Source organism: Streptomyces sp. NPDC048565 (genome assembly GCF_040650935.1).
Lineage (GTDB): Bacteria > Actinomycetota > Actinomycetes > Streptomycetales > Streptomycetaceae > Streptomyces.
Map to the genome: position 1 here is coordinate 18,971 of NZ_JBEZIH010000045.1, position 19,121 is coordinate 38,091.

Below are 19,121 nucleotides of genomic sequence, written 5' to 3' on the forward strand. Positions count from 1 at the left end.
CCGCGAGCTCAGCCGTGCCAGGAGCGCCACAGGGAAGCGTATGCGCCGTCCGCCGCCACCAGCGTTTCGTGGCTGCCCAGTTCGGTGATCCGACCGTGCTCCACGACCGCGATCACGTCCGCGTCGTGGGCCGTGTGCAGCCGGTGGGCGATGGCGATCACCGTACGGCCGTCCAGCACCCGCGCCAGCGACCGCTCCAGATGCCGCGCCGCCCGGGGGTCGAGCAGCGACGTCGCCTCGTCGAGCACCAGCGTGTGCGGATCCGCCAGGACGAGGCGGGCCAGGGCGATCTGCTGTGCCTGGGCCGGGGTGAGGGACTGACCGCCCGAGCCGACCTCCGTGTCGAGCCCCTCGTCGAGAGCCTTCGCCCAGCCGCCCGCGTCCACCGCGGCGAGCGAGGCCCACAGCTCCGCGTCCTCGGCGTCCGTACGGGCCAGCAGGAGGTTGTCCCGGAGCGAGCCCACGAACACGTGGTGCTCCTGATTGACGAGAGCCACCTGGGTCCGTACCCGCTCCGCCGTCATCTGGGAGAGCTCGGCGCCGCCCAGCGAGACCGAACCCTCCCGGGGCGCGTAGATCCCCGCCAACAGCCTCCCCAGCGTGGACTTGCCCGCCCCCGAAGGCCCGACCAGCGCGAGCCGGGTGCCGGGGGCGACGTCGAGCGACACCTCGTGCAGGACGTCGACGCCCGCGCGATAGCCGAAGCTCACCTCGTCGGCCCGCACCTCCCGGCCGTCAGGACCGATGAGACCGTCGCCCGCGTCGGGTTCGATCTCCCGTACGCCGACGAGCCTGGCCAGCGACACCTGGGCGACCTGCAACTCGTCGTACCAGCGCAGGATCAGACCGATCGGGTCCACCATCATCTGTGCCAGCAGCGCACCCGTCGTCAGCTGCCCCACGGTGAGCCAGCCCTCGATCACGAACCAGCCGCCGAGCATCAGCACCGCGCCGAGAATCGTCACGTACGTGGTGTTGATGACGGGGAAGAGCACCGAGCGCAGGAACAGGGTGTATCGCTCCCAGGCCGTCCACTCCTTGACCCGCCGGTCCGACAGCGCGATCCTCCGGGCCCCCAGCCGGTGGGACTCGACGGTCCGCCCGGCGTCCACGGTCTCGGCGAGCACGGCCGCGACCGCCGCGTAACCTGCCGCCTCCGAGCGGTACGCGGACGGCGCGCGCCGGAAGTACCAGCGGCAGCCGACGACCAGCACCGGAAGCGCGACCACCACGGCGACCGCCAGCGGCGGGGCGGTGACGGTCAGCGCGCCGAGCAGCAGCCCCGCCCACACCACGCCGATCGCGAGTTGGGGCACGGCCTCCCGCATCGCGTTGGCCAGCCGGTCGATGTCCGTCGTGATCCTGGACAGCAGATCACCGGTACCGGCCCGCTCCAGTACGCCGGGCGGCAGCGCCACCGAACGTACGAGGAAGTCCTCGCGCAGATCGGCGAGCATCTCCTCACCGAGGACCGCACCGCGCAGCCGCATCGCGCGCGTGAACACGGTCTGCACGACCAGCGCCAGGGCGAACACGGCGGCGGTGCGCTCCAGATGGAGGTCGGTGACCCCGTTCGAGAGGTCCTCGACGAGTCCGCCGAGGAGGTAAGGACCGGTGATCGACGCGATCACCGCGACCGCGTTGGCCGCGATCAGGACCGCGAACGGCCTGCGGTGGCGCCGCAGCAGGGCGCGTACGTAGGTCCTTACGGTCGTGGGTGTACCGACCGGGAGGGTCGTCGCCGACCGCGGTGCGGCCGGGTCGTACTCCGGCGGGGCCAGGCCGATCATGCTCTCTCCTCGAATTCCTCGACCGTCCGGGCCGCGTGGGCCTCGTGCGGTTCGTCGATCGCGGGCATCCCGCCCCGCTCATCGGCCCCGGCCTCCGTCTCCCGGGTCACGACAGCCCGGTAGCGAGGCTCGTCCCGCAGCAGTTCGCGGTGAGTGCCCGCCGCCACGACCGTGCCGCCGTGCAGCAGCACCACGCGGTCGGCGAGGTCGAGCAACAGCGGCGACGAGGCGAACGCCACCGTCGTACGGCCCCGGCGCAGCTCCTCGATCCCTGCGGCGACGCCGGCCTCCGTGTGCGAGTCCACGGCGGACGTCGGCTCGTCGAGCACGAGCGCCTCCGGGTCGGTGACCAGCGAACGGGCCAGCGCAAGCCGCTGCCGCTGACCGCCCGACAGGGACCGGCCGCGCTCGGTGATCCGGGTGTTCATCGGGTCGCCGTCCGCGTCGACGGACGCCTGCGCCAGCGCGTCCAGCACATCACCGCACCGGGCTGCCGAGAGCGCCTCCTCTGCCGTCACGCTTCCCGAGGACGGCACGTCCAGCAGCTCCCGAAGCGTCCCGGACAGCAGCACCGGATCCTTGTCCTGCACCAGCACAGCGGCCCGCGCCGCGTCGAGCGGCAGCTCGTCCAACGGGACTCCGCCGAGCAGCACCGAGGGTGCCGAGGCTGTGGCAGCGTCCTGCGCCGGCTCCGCGTGGCCGCCGAGCCGCTCCGCCAGCCGTCCCGCCTCGTCGGGGTCACCGCAGACCACGGCGGTGAACAGGCCCCGCGGAGCCATCAGCCCGGTCGCCGGGTCGTACAGATCGCCCCGGGGCGCGGCGGTGGCGTCCGCCGTCGGCGGTCGGGTGCTGCGGCGCAGGGACAGCACGCGGACCGCGCGCTGCGCGGACGGCCGTGAGAAGGAGTACGCCATCGCGATCTCCTCCACGTTGCGCAGAGGGAAGAGCATCAGGGTCGCCGCGCTGTACACGGTGACCAGCTGGCCGACGTCGATCCGGCCGTCGCGGGCCAGCGTCGCGCCGTACCAGACCAGCGAGATCAGCAGAACTCCCGGCAGGAACACCTGGATCGCCGAGATCAGCGCCCACATCCGCGCACTGTGCACGGCGGCCTTCCTGACCTCCTGGGACGCACGCCGGTAACGCCCGAGGAACAGCTCCTCGCCGCCGATGCCGCGCAGCACCCGCAGCCCGGCGACCGTGTCGGAGGCCAGCTCCGTGGCCCGGCCCGCCTTCTCGCGTTGCAGATCGGCGCGGCGGGTGGCCCGGGGGAGCAGCGGCAGGACGGTCAGTGCCAGGACGGGGGTGGCGATGGCGACCAGCACCCCGAGCGAGGGCAGATAGAGGACCAGACCGACGCAGATCAGCACGAGTGCGGTCGCGGCGGCCAAGAAGCGTGACAGGGCCTCGACGAACCATCCGATCTTCTCGACATCGCCCGTCGACACGGCGACCACCTCACCGGCCGCGACCCTCCGGGTCAGCGCGGAGCCCAGCTCGGCCGTCCTGCGCGCCAGGAGTTGCTGTACCCGGGCCGCCGCGGTGATCCAGTTGGTGACGGCCGTGCGGTGGAGCATGGTGTCGCCCAGGGCGATGAGGACGCCGAGAGCGACGAGCAGGACACCGGCCACCGTGAGGCCCCGGCCGGAACGGTCGATGACGGCCTGCACCGCCAGACCCACGGCGAGCGGGAGGCCCGCGATGGCACAGTGGTGAAGCAGCCCCCAGCACAGGGACTTGAGCTGGCCGGTGAGCTGTTGCCGCCCGAGCCAGAACAGAAAACGGGGGCCGGACCGCACATCGGGATCGCCGGGATCCGAATACGGAAGATCGCGAATCTGCATGACGTCCCAAGGATCGGAAGCGGAGATCCATGACGGACCTCGTGGAACAGGCGGAGCAGGCGGAGCAGGTGGAGCAGGCGGAACAGGCGGAGCAGGCGGAGCAGGTGGAGCAGGCGGAACAGGCGGAGCAGGTGGAACGGGCGAAACTGGGGAACAGCGGGGGGACCAAACCGTGCAAGGTTCGCTTCCTGGCCCCGTTCGCGGCAACCGGTTATTCGGCCGTGACGGCCGCTCGCGTTCTCCGTGGGGGAGGAGCCCCGCCACCGGCCGGGGTGACGGGGACCCGGCCGACTACTCCTCGGGCTTCTCGGAGTCCATGCCCGCGCGGGCCTTCTTCCACTCGCCCCGGGTGAAGTCGGGGATCTCCTGCGGTGCACCCTTGGCCTTGATCGACAGATGGCTCAGCGGCACGGGCGCTGTCCAGGTGGCGGCGTCGTACACGTCGAAGTCCGGGACGAGCCCGAGCCGTATGCACTGCATCAGCCGGAACACCAGCATGTAGTCCATCCCGCCGTGGCCGCCGGGCGGGTCGGCGTGTTCCTTCCACAGCCAGTGGTCCCAGTCGGCGTACGCGCCGAAGTCGCCCCACTCGTCGTTCGAGTGGTCCGGTTCCAGGTAGATCCGTTCGGGGTAGTCCTCGAACACCCCTTTGGTACCGCCTAGGCTGTTGATGCGCGAGTAGGGATGGGGCGTGGAGACGTCGTGCTCCAGGCGGATCACCCGGCCCTTGGCGGTCTGGACGAGACTGATCGTCCGGTCGCTCTCGATGTAGGTCTCCTTCCAGCTCGGGTCGCCGGCCGGCATGTGCTCCTTGCGATAGGCGGCGAGCCCGAGCGAGGGAGAGCCGACACTCGTGATGCTGACGGCGCGATCACCGCGGTTGACGTCCATGTAGCCGGCGACCGGCCCGAAGCCGTGGTTGGGGTAGAGGTCCCCGCGCATCCGTGTGTGCCACAGGCGTCGCCAGGGGCCCTCGTAGTAGTCCGGGTCGAACATCAGGCCGCGCAGATCGTGGTTGTACGCGCCCGCCCCGTGCAGCAGATCGCCGAAGAGACCGGCGTGCGCCATCCGCAGCACCCGCATCTCGTTCTGCCCGTAACAGCAGTTCTCCAGCTGCATGCAGTGGCGCCTGGTCCGCTCGGAGAGGTCGACCAGCTCCCAGAGCTGGTCCAGTCGCAGAGCGATCGGGCACTCGACACCGACGTGCTTCCCGTTGAGCATGGCCGTCTTCGCCATCTCGAAGTGGAAGTCCCAGGGCGTCGCCACGTAGACGAAGTCGATGTCTCCGCGCGCGCAGAGATTCTCGTAGTCGTCCTCCCCGTTGGTGTACACGGCGGGTGCCGGCTGGCCTGCGGCCGTCACCTTCGCGGCGGCCTGCTCGGTCTTCTCCTTCACCGGGTCGCAGAGGGCGACGACCCGCACCCCCTCGACGGCGAGGAAGAGGTCGATCATGCTGCCGCCGCGGTTACCGAGGCCCACGATGCCGACGCGCACCGTCGAGCGCCGGTCGAAGGGGACCCCGGCCATGGTGGCGCCCTTGCGGGGCGGTACGGACAGAGGGCTGCCGGCCGGGGCGTCCTGTGCGGCCGATGCCGGGCCGGCGCCGAATGCTCCGAGTCCGAGCCCGGTGCCGGCGACTCCCACCGCGCCGGCTGTGGTGCGAAGAACGGAACGACGGCTCGGCGAGCCGTCGTCCGTGGTCCGAGGGTCCTGCCCCTGGGCGGTCTGGTCCTGTGGTGCGTCGTCATTCATCGGGCCTCCAGAGAGGGGGATTCGACGGTGCGCATACGAGCCTCAGGGACCCGCGTGAACATGGCGGATCCCTGAACCTTGGTGAGGACCTTGGACGGTGGGGCTGTTCCGACGCAAGGGAAGCGGTTGGACTCCTGCGTCTAAACCATGGACTTCTGGACCGCGCTCCCGGTCACGGGCTTCCGACCGCCGAGCGATGGAAGGTCCGCGGACGGTGCGGGCGTCGGCCTCGGGTCAGAGCGCCGGTCGGGTGCCTCAACAGCGGCGGCGCTCCGGCATTCCGTCGACCAGGGCGGTGAGCAGCCCGCCGAGCACCTCACGCTGTTCGGCGGTCAATGGGGCCAGGATCTCCTCCGCGGCGGCCTTGCGCCCGTCGCGCATCGAACGGAGCACGGCCCGGCCCTCCTCGGTGATCTCGATACGCACCACCCGGCGATTGGCCGGATCCGGGGCGCGCCGCACCCGGCCACTCGCCTCCAGGCCGTCGACCAGGGTGGTCACCGCCCGGGGGACGACGTCCAGGCGCTCGGCGAGATCGGCCATCCGCGGCGGACCCTCGTAGTGCGCGGTCGTGCGCAGCAGGCGGAACTGGGCAGGCGTGATGCCTATCGGCTCCAGCTGACGGCTCTGGATGCGCTGGAGACGGCGGGTGAGCCGCAGCAGCTGCTCGGCGAGCAGGCCGTCGGAGTCGGGGGATTCCATGAGCGAACAATATCAGGACCCTGTTCATTGTGTATAGAGGTAACAATGAGCTACGCTCTCAAAAGCCCGCTCATCTGTCAGCTCTTCCCGGACCTCCGTCTCCTCGCCCCGGACCTCCGCGTCGGCTGCCGGCCGCACGGGCACCCCACCCGTCGCAACCCGCCGCACGCTCTCGAAGGAGCCCATGAAACCCGACGAACCCACCTGGACACCTCCCGCCGAGGAACCCGGGCAGCCACCCGCCGAGCTGCGCCGCATCTTCCGGCTCTTCCATCCCTACCGAGGCAGACTCGCCGTGGTCGGACTGCTGGTCGGCGCCTCATCCCTGGTGTCGGTCGCCTCCCCCTTCCTGCTCCGCGAGGTCCTGGACACCGCGATCCCTCAGGGGCGCACGGGTCTGCTGACGCTCCTCGCGCTCGGCATGATCCTCACCGCCGTGATGAACAGCGTCTTCGGCGTCCTGCAGACCCTGATCTCCACGACGGTCGGCCAGCGCGTCATGCACGACCTGCGTACCGCCGTCTACACCCAGCTGCAGCGGATGCCGCTCGCCTTCTTCACCCGGACCCGCACGGGCGAGGTCCAGTCCCGCATCGCCAACGACATCGGCGGAATGCAGGCCACGGTCACCTCCACCGCGACCTCCCTCGTCTCCAACTTCACCGCCGTGGTCGCCACCGTCGTCGCCATGCTCGCGCTGGACTGGCGGCTCACCGTCGTCTCGCTGCTCCTGCTGCCCGTCTTCGTCTGGATCAGCCGTCGCGTGGGCCGCGAGCGCAAGAGGATCACCACCCAGCGCCAGAGGCAGATGGCCGCGATGGCCGCCACGGTCACCGAGTCGCTGTCCGTCAGCGGCATCCTGCTCGGCCGGACCATGGGCCGCTCGGACTCCCTCACGCAGGCGTTCTCCGAGGAGTCGGAGCGCCTGGTCGATCTCGAAGTGCGTTCCAGCATGGCGGGGCGCTGGAGGATGTCGACCATCGGCATCGTGATGGCCGCCATGCCCGCCGTCATCTACTGGGCGGCCGGCCTCACGCTCCAGTCGGGTGTCACGCCCGTCTCCATCGGCACCCTGGTCGCCTTCGTCTCGCTCCAGCAGGGCCTTCTCCGGCCCGCCGTGAGCCTGCTCTCCACCGGTGTGCAGATGCAGACGTCACTCGCCCTGTTCGCGCGCATCTTCGAGTATCTCGATCTCGAGGTGGACATCGCCGAGCCCGAGAAGCCCGTCAGGCTGGAGGAGATCCGCGGCGAGATCGCCTTCAAGGACGTCACCTTCAGCTACGACGAGAAGAGCGGCCCGACCCTGAGCGGCATCGATGTGACCGTGCCCGCAGGAAGCAGCCTGGCCGTCGTCGGCCCCACCGGATCGGGCAAGTCCACGCTCAGCTATCTGGTGCCGCGGCTGTACGACGTCACCGGGGGCCGGGTCCTGATCGACGGCGTCGATGTGCGCGACCTGGACTTCGACACCCTCGCCCGAGCCGTCGGCGTCGTCTCCCAGGAGACGTACCTCTTCCATGCCTCGGTCGCCGAGAACCTCCGCTTCGCCAAACCGGACGCCACGGACGAGGAGATCGAGGCCGCGGCCCGCACGGCCCAGATCCACGACCACATCGCCGGGCTGCCCGACGGCTACGACACCCTCGTCGGCGAACGCGGGTACCGGTTCTCGGGCGGCGAGAAGCAGCGGCTGGCCATCGCGCGCACGATCCTCAGGGATCCGCCCGTGCTGATCCTCGACGAAGCGACCAGCGCCCTCGACACCCGTACGGAACACGCCGTGCAACAAGCTGTCGACGCCCTCTCGAAGGGCCGCACCACACTCACGATCGCGCACCGGCTCTCCACCATCCGGGAGGCGGACCAGATCGTCGTCCTGGACGAAGGCCGTACGGCCGAGCGCGGCACGCACGAGGAGCTGCTCGCGCAGGACGGACGCTATGCCGCGCTGATCCGCCGGGACAGGGGCCATGCGGCCCCCGCGGCGGTCTGAGGCGGGGGCGGGCCGGTGTCCCGGCCGCGGTTTTTCGCCGTCACGGACACACGGCAGCGCCGCCGCTCCCGTGGGACGGGGAGCAGCGGCGCCGTTGTGCGGAGACGGTCAGACGAGCCAACCCACGAAGTGGACGATGCCGGCAAGCAGGTCGGTCAGGAAGTTCATTCGGTGTTTCTCCTTGTGCGTGGTGCAAATGTGGGACATGCGCAGTTGCGGTCTGCAGCCCGTTGTGTGCGCTCAGTAATCATCAGCTGCCGTGAGGTGGTTGAGCAACCAATCCCGGAACGACCACGCGTTCGAGCGAACATCCGATCCCGTGTTCGTGTGTTCTGTGTTCCTGAGTGCCCAACAACCGGCTGACGGAACGGACCGCGGCCCGGCCCGCCCGGTTGGCCCCGATCGTGCTGGCGGACGGGCCGTAACCGACGAGATGGACGCGCGAGTCCCGCACCGCCCGGGTGTTCTCCACGCGGATGCCGCCGCCGGGCTCCCGGAGCTTCAGCGGCGACAGATGATCGACCGCGGCACGGAAGCCGGTCGCCCAGAGGATCACATCGGCCTCCACGGTGCGGCCGTCGGACCAGGCCACACCGTCCGGCGTGATCCGCTCGAACATGGGCAGCCGGTCGAGGACGCCCTGCTCACGCGCATGCTGGACGGCGTCGTTGACCGGAAGTCCGGTCACGCTCACCACGCTCTGCGGCGGGAGACCGCGGCGCACGCGCTCCTCCACCATGGCCACCGCGGCCCGCCCCTGCTCCTCGCCGAACGGCCCCTCCCGGAACACCGGTGGGCGCCGTGTCACCCAGTGCGTCTCCGCCGCCACCTCGGCGATCTCCATCAGATGCTGGGTGCCCGACGCGCCACCGCCGACGACGACCACCCGCAGACCGGCGAACTCCGCAGGGCCCGGATAGCCGGCGGTGTGCAACTGCCGCCCCCGGAAGGTCTCCTGACCCGGATAGCGTGGCCAGAACGGCCGGTCCCAGGTGCCGGTGGCGTTGATCAGCGCCCGCGTGGCGTACGTACCCTCGGAGGTCTCGACGAGCAGACGGCCGCCCTCACCCTCGCGCACGGCGCTGACCTCGACCGGCCGGTGCACGCGCAGGCCGAAACGCCGCTCGTACGCGTCGAAGTACCCGCTGATCACCTCGGACGACGGCCGGCTGCCGTCCGCGCCGGTGAGCTCCATGCCGGGCAGGGAGTGCATGCCGTGCACCTTGCCGTACGTGAGTGAGGGCCACCGGAACTGCCAGGCGCCCCCGGGCCGGGGAGCGTGATCCAGCACGACGAAGTCCTGGTCCGGCCGGTGGTCGGCCCGCAGCAGGTGATAGGCGGCGGACAGCCCGGCCTGCCCGGCGCCGATGACGACCGCGTCCAGCTCTCTCGCCCCAAAGTAGTTCACGCTTCTACTAACCTTGGGGGCGCGCCGGATCTTCCCGGAGCGCAATCCGTCTCAGCGGCGCGAGAATGGGCCCATGCCCTCCGACACCTTCACCACGCACCTGCTGAACGTCACCACAGGACGGACCGAAACGGTCCGGGACCTCACCGAGGACTGCGCGCAGTTCCTCGCCCGCGCGGCCCACGGGCGGGACGGCCTGCTCAACGTCTTCGTCCCCCACGCCACCGCCGGGATCGCGATCCTGGAGACCGGAGCCGGCAGCGACGACGACCTCCTCGCTGCCCTGGGGACCCTGCTCCCCGCCGACGACCGCTGGCACCACCGCCACGGCACCCCGGGCCACGGCCGCGACCACGTACTCCCGGCCCTGGTGCCACCACATGCCACCTTGCCGGTGATCGGGGGGCGGCTGGAGCTGGGGACCTGGCAGTCCGTCTGCCTGGTGGACACGAACGTAGACAATGCGGACCGGCAGGTGCGGCTGAGCTTCTCCGGGTAGCGCGAGAACGGGTTCGGTCGGTCCTCGGCTCTGTCTTTCGAGGTGACGGAGGGGTCGGACTTCTGTTCTGCCTGGTCGGCCGTAGTCGGTGCGCCAGTCCGGTGGACCGGAGTTGATCCGCACGCAGAACACACGGATTCCGAGGACGGTCACCCGGGCGTGGCCGCCGAGCGGTGCTCGGAGAGCCAGGCGTGGATGGCGAGGGCGGCCGTGCGGGAATGATCCTCCAGAACGGTGAAGTGGTCACCGGGCACGGTGATCTCGGAGTGCGGCAGGCTCCATGGCTCGGCCGCCTCGATGCCGGGCAGGCGCTCCCCGGCCCGGACGAACAGGGTGGGGGCCGCCACGGCCGTCGGCTTCCAGCCGGCGTGGAGCGCCAGGTAGTGCGCCATCGCGGTGAGCCGGCGGGTCTCGGCCGAGGCGAACCGCGCGGCGTTGTCCAGCATGCCTGCGGTCATCGCCGAGAGTGCGGGACTGTCGCCACTGCCGCCCGGACCGCCGTCCTCGCCGGGGTAGGTGTCGATCAGGACGATGGCGGACGGAATCGTGCCCGTGTTCTGGAGCTCCTCGGCGACTGCGTGCGCCACCCATCCGCCGGCGGAGCGCCCCAGCAGGACGAACGGCTCGTCGCCTGCGCACGCGCGCACGGCAGCAGCCTGCGCCGCCACGAAGGTGGCCAGTGTGGCGGGCAGTCGTTCCTGAGGCAGGAACCCCGGGTTCGGCACCACTGAGACCGGGCGTTTGCCCTGGAGGGCCGACCCGAAGCGGGCGTACTCGTGCGGCCCCGACAGCGTGCTGAGGGCGGGAAAACAGATCAGACGTGTCTCGGAGCCCCCTGTCGCGAGGGTGACGGCCGAGGGTGCTGAGCCGGGGGCCTCGGTGGCATCGAACACCTCGCGGAAACGTGCTGCGATCGTCAGGAGAGCCATCCCGTCCCACGCCTTGCCACGGGCGCACGCCGTACGGAAGAGCGCGGACAAGGAGTCGGGGTCCGTGCCCTCCGGGGCCGAGGTCCTTCCCGCCGCACTGCCCGGCCGCCGGGGCGAGGCACCACCCGGGGCCACGCCGGCCGCTGCCGGACCTGCGGTGCCGGGGGTGGCCGAGGGGCCGGGTGCTTCGGGGGCCTCCTGGGACCAGCGTTCCTCCAGGTGGGCGGCGACCCTACGCGGCGTCGGGTAGTCGAACAGGAGCGTGGCCGGCAAGGCGAGCCCCGTCAGCGAGGCGAGCTGATTGCGCAATTCGACCGCGGCCAGTGAGTCGAGGCCCAACTCCGCCAGCGCACGGTCCGCCTCGACCGTGTAATCGCCGACTCCGTGGCCGAGTGCCAGGGCGGCTTCCGCGCGGACCCGCGAGAGGAGCAGAGCACCGCGTTCGCCGGCGGGCATGGCGGCCAACTGCCGGCGCAGGGAGTCCTGGCCTTCGGTGCCGGGCCCCGTGAGCGATGCGGAGGACCTCCGTACGGGCTCCCGGCCCGGTACGCGGGAGAGCGGCGCCGTAGGTTCCCCAGAGGCCCCGGTCGCCGACCGGTCGAGACGGGCGACCACGAGAGCGGCGTCCTGTCCTGCGACTGCGGTGTCGAAGAGCGCGAGGCCCTCCTCGGTCCGCAGCGGGACGAAACCGGAACGGGCCATCCGGCGCAGGTCCGCTGCCCGGAGCCCGGCTGTCATCCCGCCGCTCTGCTGCCACGGCCCCCAGGCGAGAGAGGTGCCGGGCAGCCTGAGCGCCCTGCGGTGCTGTGCCAGCGCGTCCAGGAACGAGTTCGCCGCCGCGTAGTTGCCCTGGCCGCCGGATCCGAACACCCCGGCCACCGACGAGAACAGGGCGAACACCGCCAGGTCGCTGCCCCGGGTCAACTCGTGCAGGGCGAGGCCCGCGTCCACCTTCGGTCGCAGGACGCGGTCCAGCCGTTCCTGGGTGAGCGCCGGGACGACGCCGTCGTCCAGTACCCCGGCGGTGTGCACCACGCCCGTCAACGGGTGTGCCTCCGGCACGCTCGCGAGCAGAGCGGCGAGCGCGCTCCGGTCGGCGACATCGCAGGCTGCCACCGTCACCTCCGCGCCTCGCTCGGTGAGTTCCGCGAGCAGTTCGGCGGCTCCGGGTGCGTCGGCTCCCCGCCGCCCCACGAGCAGCAGGTGACGCGCCCCGTGCGCGACCACGAGATGACGGGCGAACGCCATGCCCAAGGAGCCGAACCCCCCGGTCACCAGGACGGTGCCGTCCGGGTCCAGCCGACGCGACGCACCATCGGCCGTTGCGGCGTGGGGTGCGCGGACCAGTCTCGGTACGTACGTGGCACCGTGGCGTACGGCCGTCTGCGGCTCGGAGTTCGTCAGGGCTCGGGCCAAGGCGACCGCGGACGCGGGATGGTCGTCGACGTCGATCAACGAGAAGCGGCCCGGGTTCTCGGTCTGGGCCGAGCGCAGCAGCCCCCGGACAGGCGCGTGGATGAGAGCGGTCCCGTTGTCGAGAACGTTTCCGTCCTGCTCCGCTCCGATGGTGATGGCCCCTGAAGTAAGGATGACGAGACGGGAGTTGGCAAGCCGTTCCTCGGAGAGCCAGCCCTGGACGAGCCTCAGCGCCCAGCTTGCCGCACGGTGTGCGGCCGACGCGAGGTCCGCTCCGTCCACCCCGATGAGCGGAGGGCAGGCGACCACGACGGCGGGTGCGTCGGCTGCCGCCGAGGCCGGATCCGCGTAGACCGCCGGTCGGAGGCCCGACTGCCGGAGCGTGTCGCTCAGCTGCGGGCCGGGCTCGCCCAGGAGTCCGCACCGAGGCGGCTCCGCCGGCGCCGGAGCGGCGGGATCCGGCAGACGTGTCCAGTCCAGGCGGAACAGGCAGTCACGCGGTGCGCGTACGCCGCCCAACCGCTCGCGGGACAGCGGCCGCAGGGCGAGCGAGCGCACCGTGGCCACGGGAGCGCCTACCTCGTCGGTCAGCTCCAGCCGGGCCGTGTTCCCCTCTGTGCTCCCCTCTGCCCAGGACACCCGCACGCGCAGTGCGCGGGCGCCGGACGCGTGCAGCCGCACACCGCTCCAGGCGAACGGGAGCGACAGCACCGCCCCGGCTCCGCCGGTGTCGGTGTCCGGGCGGCGGTGATCCAGCGTCAGGGCGTGCAGCGCCGCGTCCAGCAGAGCTGGATGCAGGATGAACAGGGCGGCGTTCGGGTGTTCCTCTTCCGGGAGTTCGACCTCGGCGAGCAGTTCGTCACCCAGGCGCCAGGCTGCCCGCAGGCCCTGGAAGGCCGCTCCGTAACGGAGTCCGCCGTGCGCGAGATCCTCGTAGAGACTGCTGCCCGCCTCGGTGCCGAGAGGAAGCGGTACGGCGCTCGCCGGAGGCCACGGGGGCGGCGCGTCCACGGAAGTCCGCGGTGGCGAAGGGGCGAAGTCCACCGGGCTCAGGACGCCGGAGGCGTGGCGCGTCCAAGGACCGTCGCCACCTTCGCCGTATCCGGCGGTGTGCGTCCGCGCGTGGAACACCACGGCGCGGCGCCCGTCCGTGTCCGCTCGCGCCACCTTCACCTGGAGCTCGACCGTCTCGTCGAAGGTCAGTACAAGCGGTGCCGTCAGCGTCAGTTCCTCCAGCAGGGAGGCTCCCGCCCGGTCCCCGGCGTGGATCGCCATGTCGACGAAGGCTGTCGCCGGCAGAAGCACCGTGTCCAGCACCGCGTGGCCGGCGAGCCAGGGCTGGTCGCGCAGGGACAGCCGGCCGCTCAGCAGCAGACCGTCGTCGTCAGCCGTCGTCGTCGCCGATCGCAGGAACGGGTGGGACGCGCCGTCGGGCTCAGCCGCGGAACCCGACAGGTCGGCCTCCAGCCAGTACCGCTCACGCTGGAACGCGTACGTGGGCAGCGCCGTGCGCCGTGCGCCGCGCCCTGCGAAGACCGCGTGCCAGTCCACTTCCACACCGTGGGCGTGGAGGGCGGCCACGGTGGTGAGCAGCGCGTCGGCCTCCGGCCGTGGGCCGCGCAGCGTCGCGACGACCAGAGGCGCGGGACCGTCTCCGCCGTCGTCGGACGGGGCCGTCGCCCTCTCCGCCTCGGCCGGGCGGCAGCCGGAGAGGACGTCGCGCGTCAGGCTCGCGAGCACACTGTCCGGGCCGAGTTCCACGAAGTGCGTGGCCCCTTGCTCCCGCAGGTATCGCACCGAGTCGGCGAACCGGACCGGTCGGCGTACGTGGTCGGTCCAGTACCGGGGCGAGCAGATCTCCTCGGCGGTCGCGGGTCTGTCCGCCACGGCGGTGACCAGGGGGATCCTCGGAGCGGAGTAACTGACTGCCTGCGCGACCCGGCCGAAGGCTTCGAGTACGGGTTCCATGTGCGCCGAGTGGAAGGCGTGGCTCACCCGCAGACGGGTGGTCCCGCGCCCCTGTGCGCGCCAGTGCGCGACGGCCTCCAGCACCGCGCTTTCGTCCCCGGACAGCACCACGGATCGGCCGTTCACGGCTGCGATGTCGACGCCCCGCTCACCGTCCGGTCCGGCCGCCCCGGCCGCGAGGTACGCGGTCACCTCGCCTTCGTCCGCCTGTACGGAGGCCATCGCCCCACCGGTGGGCAGCGTGTCCATCAGACGGCCACGTGCCGCCACCAAGGTGCAGGCGTCCGCGAGGGACAGCACCCCCGCGACGTGCGCCGCCGCCAGTTCACCGACCGAGTGTCCTGCAACCATGTCCGGGCGTACGCCCCAGGACTCCAGCAGCCGGAACAGGGAGACCTCCAGAGCGAAGAGCGCGGGCTGCGTGAACCGCGTGCTGTGCAGGAGTCCGCCGGTCCGTGAGCCCCCGGTGTCCCCGGCGGCGTCAGTGCTCTCGGCGGCGAACACCACGTCCCGTAGTGGCTTCGGGAGAAGCGGGTCCAGCAGCGCACAGATCTCGTCGAAGGAACGCGCGTAGGCGGGATGGGTCTCGTACAGATCCCGGCCCATGCAGGCCCGTTGGCTGCCCTGGCCGGTGAACATGAAGGCGACCGGGCCCGCCGGCCGGGGGCCGCCCGAGCTCAGGCCCGGCCGGTGGCGGCCTTCGGCCACCGCGTCGAGCGAGGCGAGCAGTTCTTCGCGGTCACCGGCCACCGGTACCGCGCGGTACTCGAAACGGGCACGGGTCGTGGCCAGGGAGAAACCGAGGTCCAGCAGGTCCGCTCCGGGGCGTTCGCTCAGATGGGCGTGCAGTCGTCGGGCCTGCGCCCGCAGCGCCGGTGCGCTCCTCGCCGATACCGGGAACGGCACGGTCGTCCTCGGGGCCACCGTCGGCCGGTCGGTCATGGCCTCGCTCTCCGGGCGGACCGGGGCCCCGGGGGCCTCGCTCTCCGGGCGGACCGATGCCCCGGGCTGCTCCACGGGCGCCTGCTCGATCACCACATGCGCGTTGGTCCCGCTGATCCCGAAGGACGACACACCCGCCCGCCGGGGCCGCCCGGTCCGGGGCCAGGGCACCGAACGAGTGAGCAGCGACACCGCGCCCGAGGACCAGTCGACGCCGGGGTTCGGCTCCTCGGCGTGCAGAGTACGCGGCAGCACGCCGTGTGCCATGGCCTGGATCATCTTCATCATGGCGGCCATACCCGCCGCCGCCTGTGTGTGCCCGATGTTGGACTTGACCGAGCCCAGCCACAGCGGGTGTTCCCGTGAACCGGCCTGCCCGAAGGTCTCGAGGAACGCCTCCGCCTCGATGACGTCGCCGAGCCGGGTGCCCGTGCCGTGCGCCTCCACCGCGTCGATCTCCGCGGGTGCCAGTCGCGCGTCGGCCAGAGCCTGACGGATCACCCTTCGCTGAGCCGGCCCGTGCGGCGCGGTCAGGCCGTTGCTCGCACCGTCCTGGTTCACCGCGGAACCGCGCACCACGGCCAGGACCGGGTAGCCGGCACGTCGGGCCTCCGACAGCCGGGTCATCAGCAGCATTCCCGCGCCCTCGGCCCAACCTGTGCCGTCGGCCCCCGCCCCGAACGCCTTGCAGCGGCCGTCGGGGGCGAGCGCGCGCTGCCTGCTGAACTCGACGAAGGAACGGGGCGCCGTCATCACGGTGACGCCTCCCGCGAGCGCCAGCGAGCACTCGCCCCTGCGTAACGCCTGGGCCGCCAGGTGCAGGGCCACCAGTGACGACGAGCACGCCGTGTCCACGGTGACCGCCGGCCCCTCCAGGCCCAGCGTGTAGGCGATACGGCCGGAGGCCACGCTGCCCGCGTTGCCGATGCCGAGGTAGCCCTCCACCCGTTCCGGTGGGTGGGCGAGACGGCCGGCGTAGTCGCTGTACATGAGTCCGGCGTACACACCGGTGGGCGTGCCGCGCACCGTGCTGGGATCGATCCCCGCGTGTTCGAAGGCCTCCCAGGCGACTTCGAGCAGCAACCGGTGCTGCGGATCCATGGCCAGTGCCTCACGGGGCGAGATCCCGAAGAAGGCCGGGTCGAAGCGGTCGACACCGGAGAGGAAGCCTCCCTCACGTACGTAGGTACGGCCTGATCGCCCGGGGTCCGGGTCATACAGCCCGTCCACGTCCCACCCCCGGTCGGTGGGGAAGGGGGTGATGGCGTCGACGCCGTCCTCGACGAGCCGCCACAGGTCGTCGGGGTCCTTCACACCGCCGGGGAAGCGGCACGCCATGGCGACGACGACCACGGGGTCCTCGTCCGTGCCGGCCCCTTCCGGAGGGCCGGGCGTGGCAGTCGCCGTTCCCCCGCTGGGACGCGCCCGAAGATGCGCGGCGAGCAGGGCCGTGGTGGGGAAGTCGAAGGGCGCCGCCTCGGACAGCGGGAGACCGGTCGCCGCCGACAGACGGCTGCACAGCACCGTCGACGTCAACGAGTCCAGCCCCAGGTCACGGAACGCGGTGTCCTGCTCGACCTCGTCCACGGCGCAGCCGAGCACGGCGGCGACCTCGCTCCGCACCAGAGCCGCCAGGTCCACCGTCGCCGCACCCCTCGCCGCACCCGTCGCCGCACCCGTCGGCGTGAGGGCTCCGACCGGCAGAGGGCGTGCGGACAGGCCTTCGAGCGCGTACCGCCTGATCTTGCCCGAGGCGGTACGCGGGATCGTGTCCACCTCGTAGAGGGCGGCGGGCACCTTGAACGGTGAGAGGTGTTCCCGGCACGCGGCGAGGATCTCCCTCGTGTCCAGGACTCCGCTGTCCGCCGGGACCAGGTAGGCGGCCGCGATCTCACCGACCGCGTCGTCCGGAAGGCCGGCGACGGCGGCATCCTGGATTCCCGGCAGCGCCAGCAGTACCGCCTCCACCTCGGAGGGATGGATGTTCTCCCCGGCCCGGATGATCAGCTCGCTGACCCGGCCGGTGAGGGTGATGTCACCGGCGGCGTCGATCCGGGCCAGGTCGCCGGTGCGGTACCACCCGTCGCGCAGGACCTCGGCGGTGTCGTCGGGCCGTTGGTGGTACCCGGCCATGACACCGGGCCCGGAGACCCACAACTCGCCCTCGCCCGCGGCTTCGACGCCGCCTCCGTCGCCGATACGTGCCCGCATGCCCGGCAGTACTCGGCCGCAGGAGCCGGCCGCCCGGGCGGCACCGGGCGACGTCATGGTGACGGGCCCCGCCTCGGTGCTTCCGTAGTGTTCGAGGAACGGTACCCGGCAGACCTCCTCGAACTCCCGCTGGAAAGCGGGAGTCGCGGCCGCGCCCCCGCTGACGCAGCCACGCAGCGCCGGTGCCCCCAGCCCGCCGTCACCCACGGCGTCGAGGAGCTTGGCGTACGTCGCCGGGACACCGGCCAGCAGCGTGAACGGCGCGTCGGTCCGTCGCAGTTCACCCAGCACGTCCGTCACGGAGAACCGCGGCAGGAGCACGGCGGATGCTCCGGTGGCGGTCACCCCGAGGACGCACAGAAGCTGCCCGATGGCGTGGTGAAGGGGGAGGGGCCAGAGCAGGCGGTCGTCAGCCGTCAGACCGAGAACGGTGACGAAGCCGGACGCCACCGAAGACAGCCGGCTGCGCTGGGTGGACAGCACGCCCTTGGGCCGGCCGGTCGACCCGGAGGTGTAGAGGAGCCAGGCCACCTCGTCGAGCCCGAGATCGTCCGGAGCCGGCACGGGCGGCTCGGTGGTGACCAGGGGCGCGTAGCGGAACATGCCTGCTTCCTCGGCCGGGCCGCCGCTTGCCACCGCTGCCGGGGATCCGTCTCGCGTCCCGGCATCCTGGACGAGCACCACGCTCAGCCGAGGGCGCTCCGGCAGTAACGGCAGTAACCGGCTCAGGGTGGACCGGTCTGTGAAGACGACCCGGGCCCCGCTGTCGTCCAGCAGGTACGCCAACTCGGCGCTGGTGCTCCGCGGATCCATCGGCACCCCGACCGCGCCCGCCCTGACGACCGCGAGCATGCTCTCGACGGCCTCCACCCGGCTGCCCAGAAGAATCGCCACTCGCTCGCCGTGCCGCAGGCCGAAGTTGACGAGATGCCCCGCGAGCCGGCCGGTTCGCACTTCCAGTTCCCCGTAGGTCACACCGCAACGGCCGTCCTGGAAGGCGGTCTTGGTGCCGAGGCGTCGGGCATGCTCGCGGAGCAGATCCGACAGGGGACGCAGGGCGGTCACGTGCGCTGTCACCAGAATGGACGCTTTCTCTGGATTGCGAGAGTTGCCGGTTTTCAGGATAGGCGAACCGCGCCCGGGAGATACCTGGTTGCGCGATGCGCGCGATGCGCGCGACGAGCCCACGCTTGTGCAGCCGGTTGAGGTGTTCGGCGGAGAAATGCGCCTTGTCCTCACGGAGTTCGACGGGCCGACATCGCCGTGGTCCGGGCGGGACAGGACGGCGGGGATGTCGAGGGCGAGACCGTAGTGCTTGTTCGCACCTGAAACGGCGACGGCGAGCGGGCCGCCCTGGGCCGCCCGTGCCTGTCAGGTGACGCTTCCCGCCGGGGTTCGGGCGGTATCGGGGGTCGGGGCGGTGTCCGTGTCCTCGGCGACCGTGGCCTTCGCCGGCACTCCGATGCCGAGCTTGTCGAGGATCTTCTTCTCGATCGCGTCGGCCAGGTCGGGGTTGTCCTTGAGGAAGTTGCGGGAGTTCTCCTTGCCCTGGCCGAGCTGGTCGCCCTCGTGCGTGTACCAGGCGCCGGCCTTGCGGACGAAGCCGTGCTCCACGCCCATGTCGATCAGACCGCCCTCACGGCTGATGCCCTGGCCGTAGAGGATGT

Annotated in this window: 8 protein-coding genes and 1 pseudogene; 2 read left to right on the forward strand and 7 right to left on the reverse strand. The window is 71.5% G+C overall.

The features are described from left to right. Window positions 1–8: 8 nt before the first annotated feature. From AB0C75_RS34630 to AB0C75_RS34645, 4 genes are all read right to left on the reverse strand, one after another. A complete protein-coding gene (locus tag AB0C75_RS34630) occupies window positions 9–1,790 on the reverse strand; it encodes an ABC transporter ATP-binding protein (protein WP_362896301.1) in 1,782 nt (593 codons plus the stop codon). Further along, window positions 1,787–3,634, reverse strand: coding sequence for an ABC transporter ATP-binding protein (locus AB0C75_RS34635; RefSeq protein WP_362896302.1), 1,848 nt, complete (start codon window positions 3,632–3,634; stop codon window positions 1,787–1,789). Before AB0C75_RS34635 ends, AB0C75_RS34630 begins: the two co-directional genes overlap by 4 nt. Before the next feature lie 291 nt (window positions 3,635–3,925). After that, window positions 3,926–5,386 carry a Gfo/Idh/MocA family oxidoreductase gene (locus AB0C75_RS34640; protein WP_362896304.1) on the reverse strand — a complete coding sequence of 487 codons (1,461 nt, stop codon included), beginning with the start codon at window positions 5,384–5,386 and terminating at the stop codon, window positions 3,926–3,928. Between the two features lie 255 nt (window positions 5,387–5,641). Further along, window positions 5,642–6,088 (reverse strand): MarR family transcriptional regulator, encoded by a 447-nt coding sequence (locus AB0C75_RS34645; protein ID WP_362896306.1) that lies wholly within the window; start codon window positions 6,086–6,088, stop codon window positions 5,642–5,644. 184 nt (window positions 6,089–6,272) lie between these two features. Between AB0C75_RS34645 and AB0C75_RS34650 the strand changes: the two genes are divergently transcribed. Continuing rightward, window positions 6,273–8,081 carry an ABC transporter ATP-binding protein gene (locus AB0C75_RS34650; RefSeq protein WP_362896308.1) on the forward strand — a complete coding sequence of 603 codons (1,809 nt, stop codon included), beginning with the start codon at window positions 6,273–6,275 and terminating at the stop codon, window positions 8,079–8,081. 250 nt (window positions 8,082–8,331) lie between these two features. On the opposite strand, the gene AB0C75_RS34655 is transcribed toward AB0C75_RS34650, so the two are convergent. Continuing rightward, a complete protein-coding gene (locus AB0C75_RS34655; protein WP_362896310.1) occupies window positions 8,332–9,489 on the reverse strand; it encodes an NAD(P)-binding domain-containing protein in 1,158 nt (385 codons plus the stop codon). A 73-nt stretch (window positions 9,490–9,562) separates the two neighbouring features. Here AB0C75_RS34655 and AB0C75_RS34660 point away from each other — a divergent pair, with 73 nt between their 5' ends. Then, window positions 9,563–9,988, forward strand: a complete 426-nt coding sequence (locus AB0C75_RS34660) for a YjbQ family protein (protein WP_362896312.1) — start codon at window positions 9,563–9,565, stop codon at window positions 9,986–9,988. Window positions 9,989–10,137: 149 nt separating this feature from the next. Here AB0C75_RS34660 and AB0C75_RS34665 read toward each other — a convergent pair whose 3' ends face one another. Together AB0C75_RS34665 and AB0C75_RS34670 are read right to left on the reverse strand one after the other, a co-directional pair. Then, on the reverse strand, window positions 10,138–18,531 hold the full coding sequence (locus tag AB0C75_RS34665; RefSeq protein WP_362896314.1) for a type I polyketide synthase: 8,394 nt from the start codon (window positions 18,529–18,531) through the stop codon (window positions 10,138–10,140). A gap of 294 nt (window positions 18,532–18,825) precedes the next feature. Continuing rightward, window positions 18,826–19,121, reverse strand: a pseudogene (locus AB0C75_RS34670) (DNA recombination/repair protein RecA); the annotation flags it as partial.

Coding starts and splice junctions, on each gene's coding strand:
- AB0C75_RS34630 (WP_362896301.1), bottom strand. CDS start 1,790: ATGATCGGCCTGGCCCCGCCGGAGTACGACCCGGCCGCACCGCGGTCG.
- AB0C75_RS34635 (WP_362896302.1), bottom strand. CDS start 3,634: ATGCAGATTCGCGATCTTCCGTATTCGGATCCCGGCGATCCCGATGTG.
- AB0C75_RS34640 (WP_362896304.1), bottom strand. CDS start 5,386: ATGAATGACGACGCACCACAGGACCAGACCGCCCAGGGGCAGGACCCT.
- AB0C75_RS34645 (WP_362896306.1), bottom strand. CDS start 6,088: ATGGAATCCCCCGACTCCGACGGCCTGCTCGCCGAGCAGCTGCTGCGG.
- AB0C75_RS34650 (WP_362896308.1), top strand. CDS start 6,273: ATGAAACCCGACGAACCCACCTGGACACCTCCCGCCGAGGAACCCGGG.
- AB0C75_RS34660 (WP_362896312.1), top strand. CDS start 9,563: ATGCCCTCCGACACCTTCACCACGCACCTGCTGAACGTCACCACAGGA.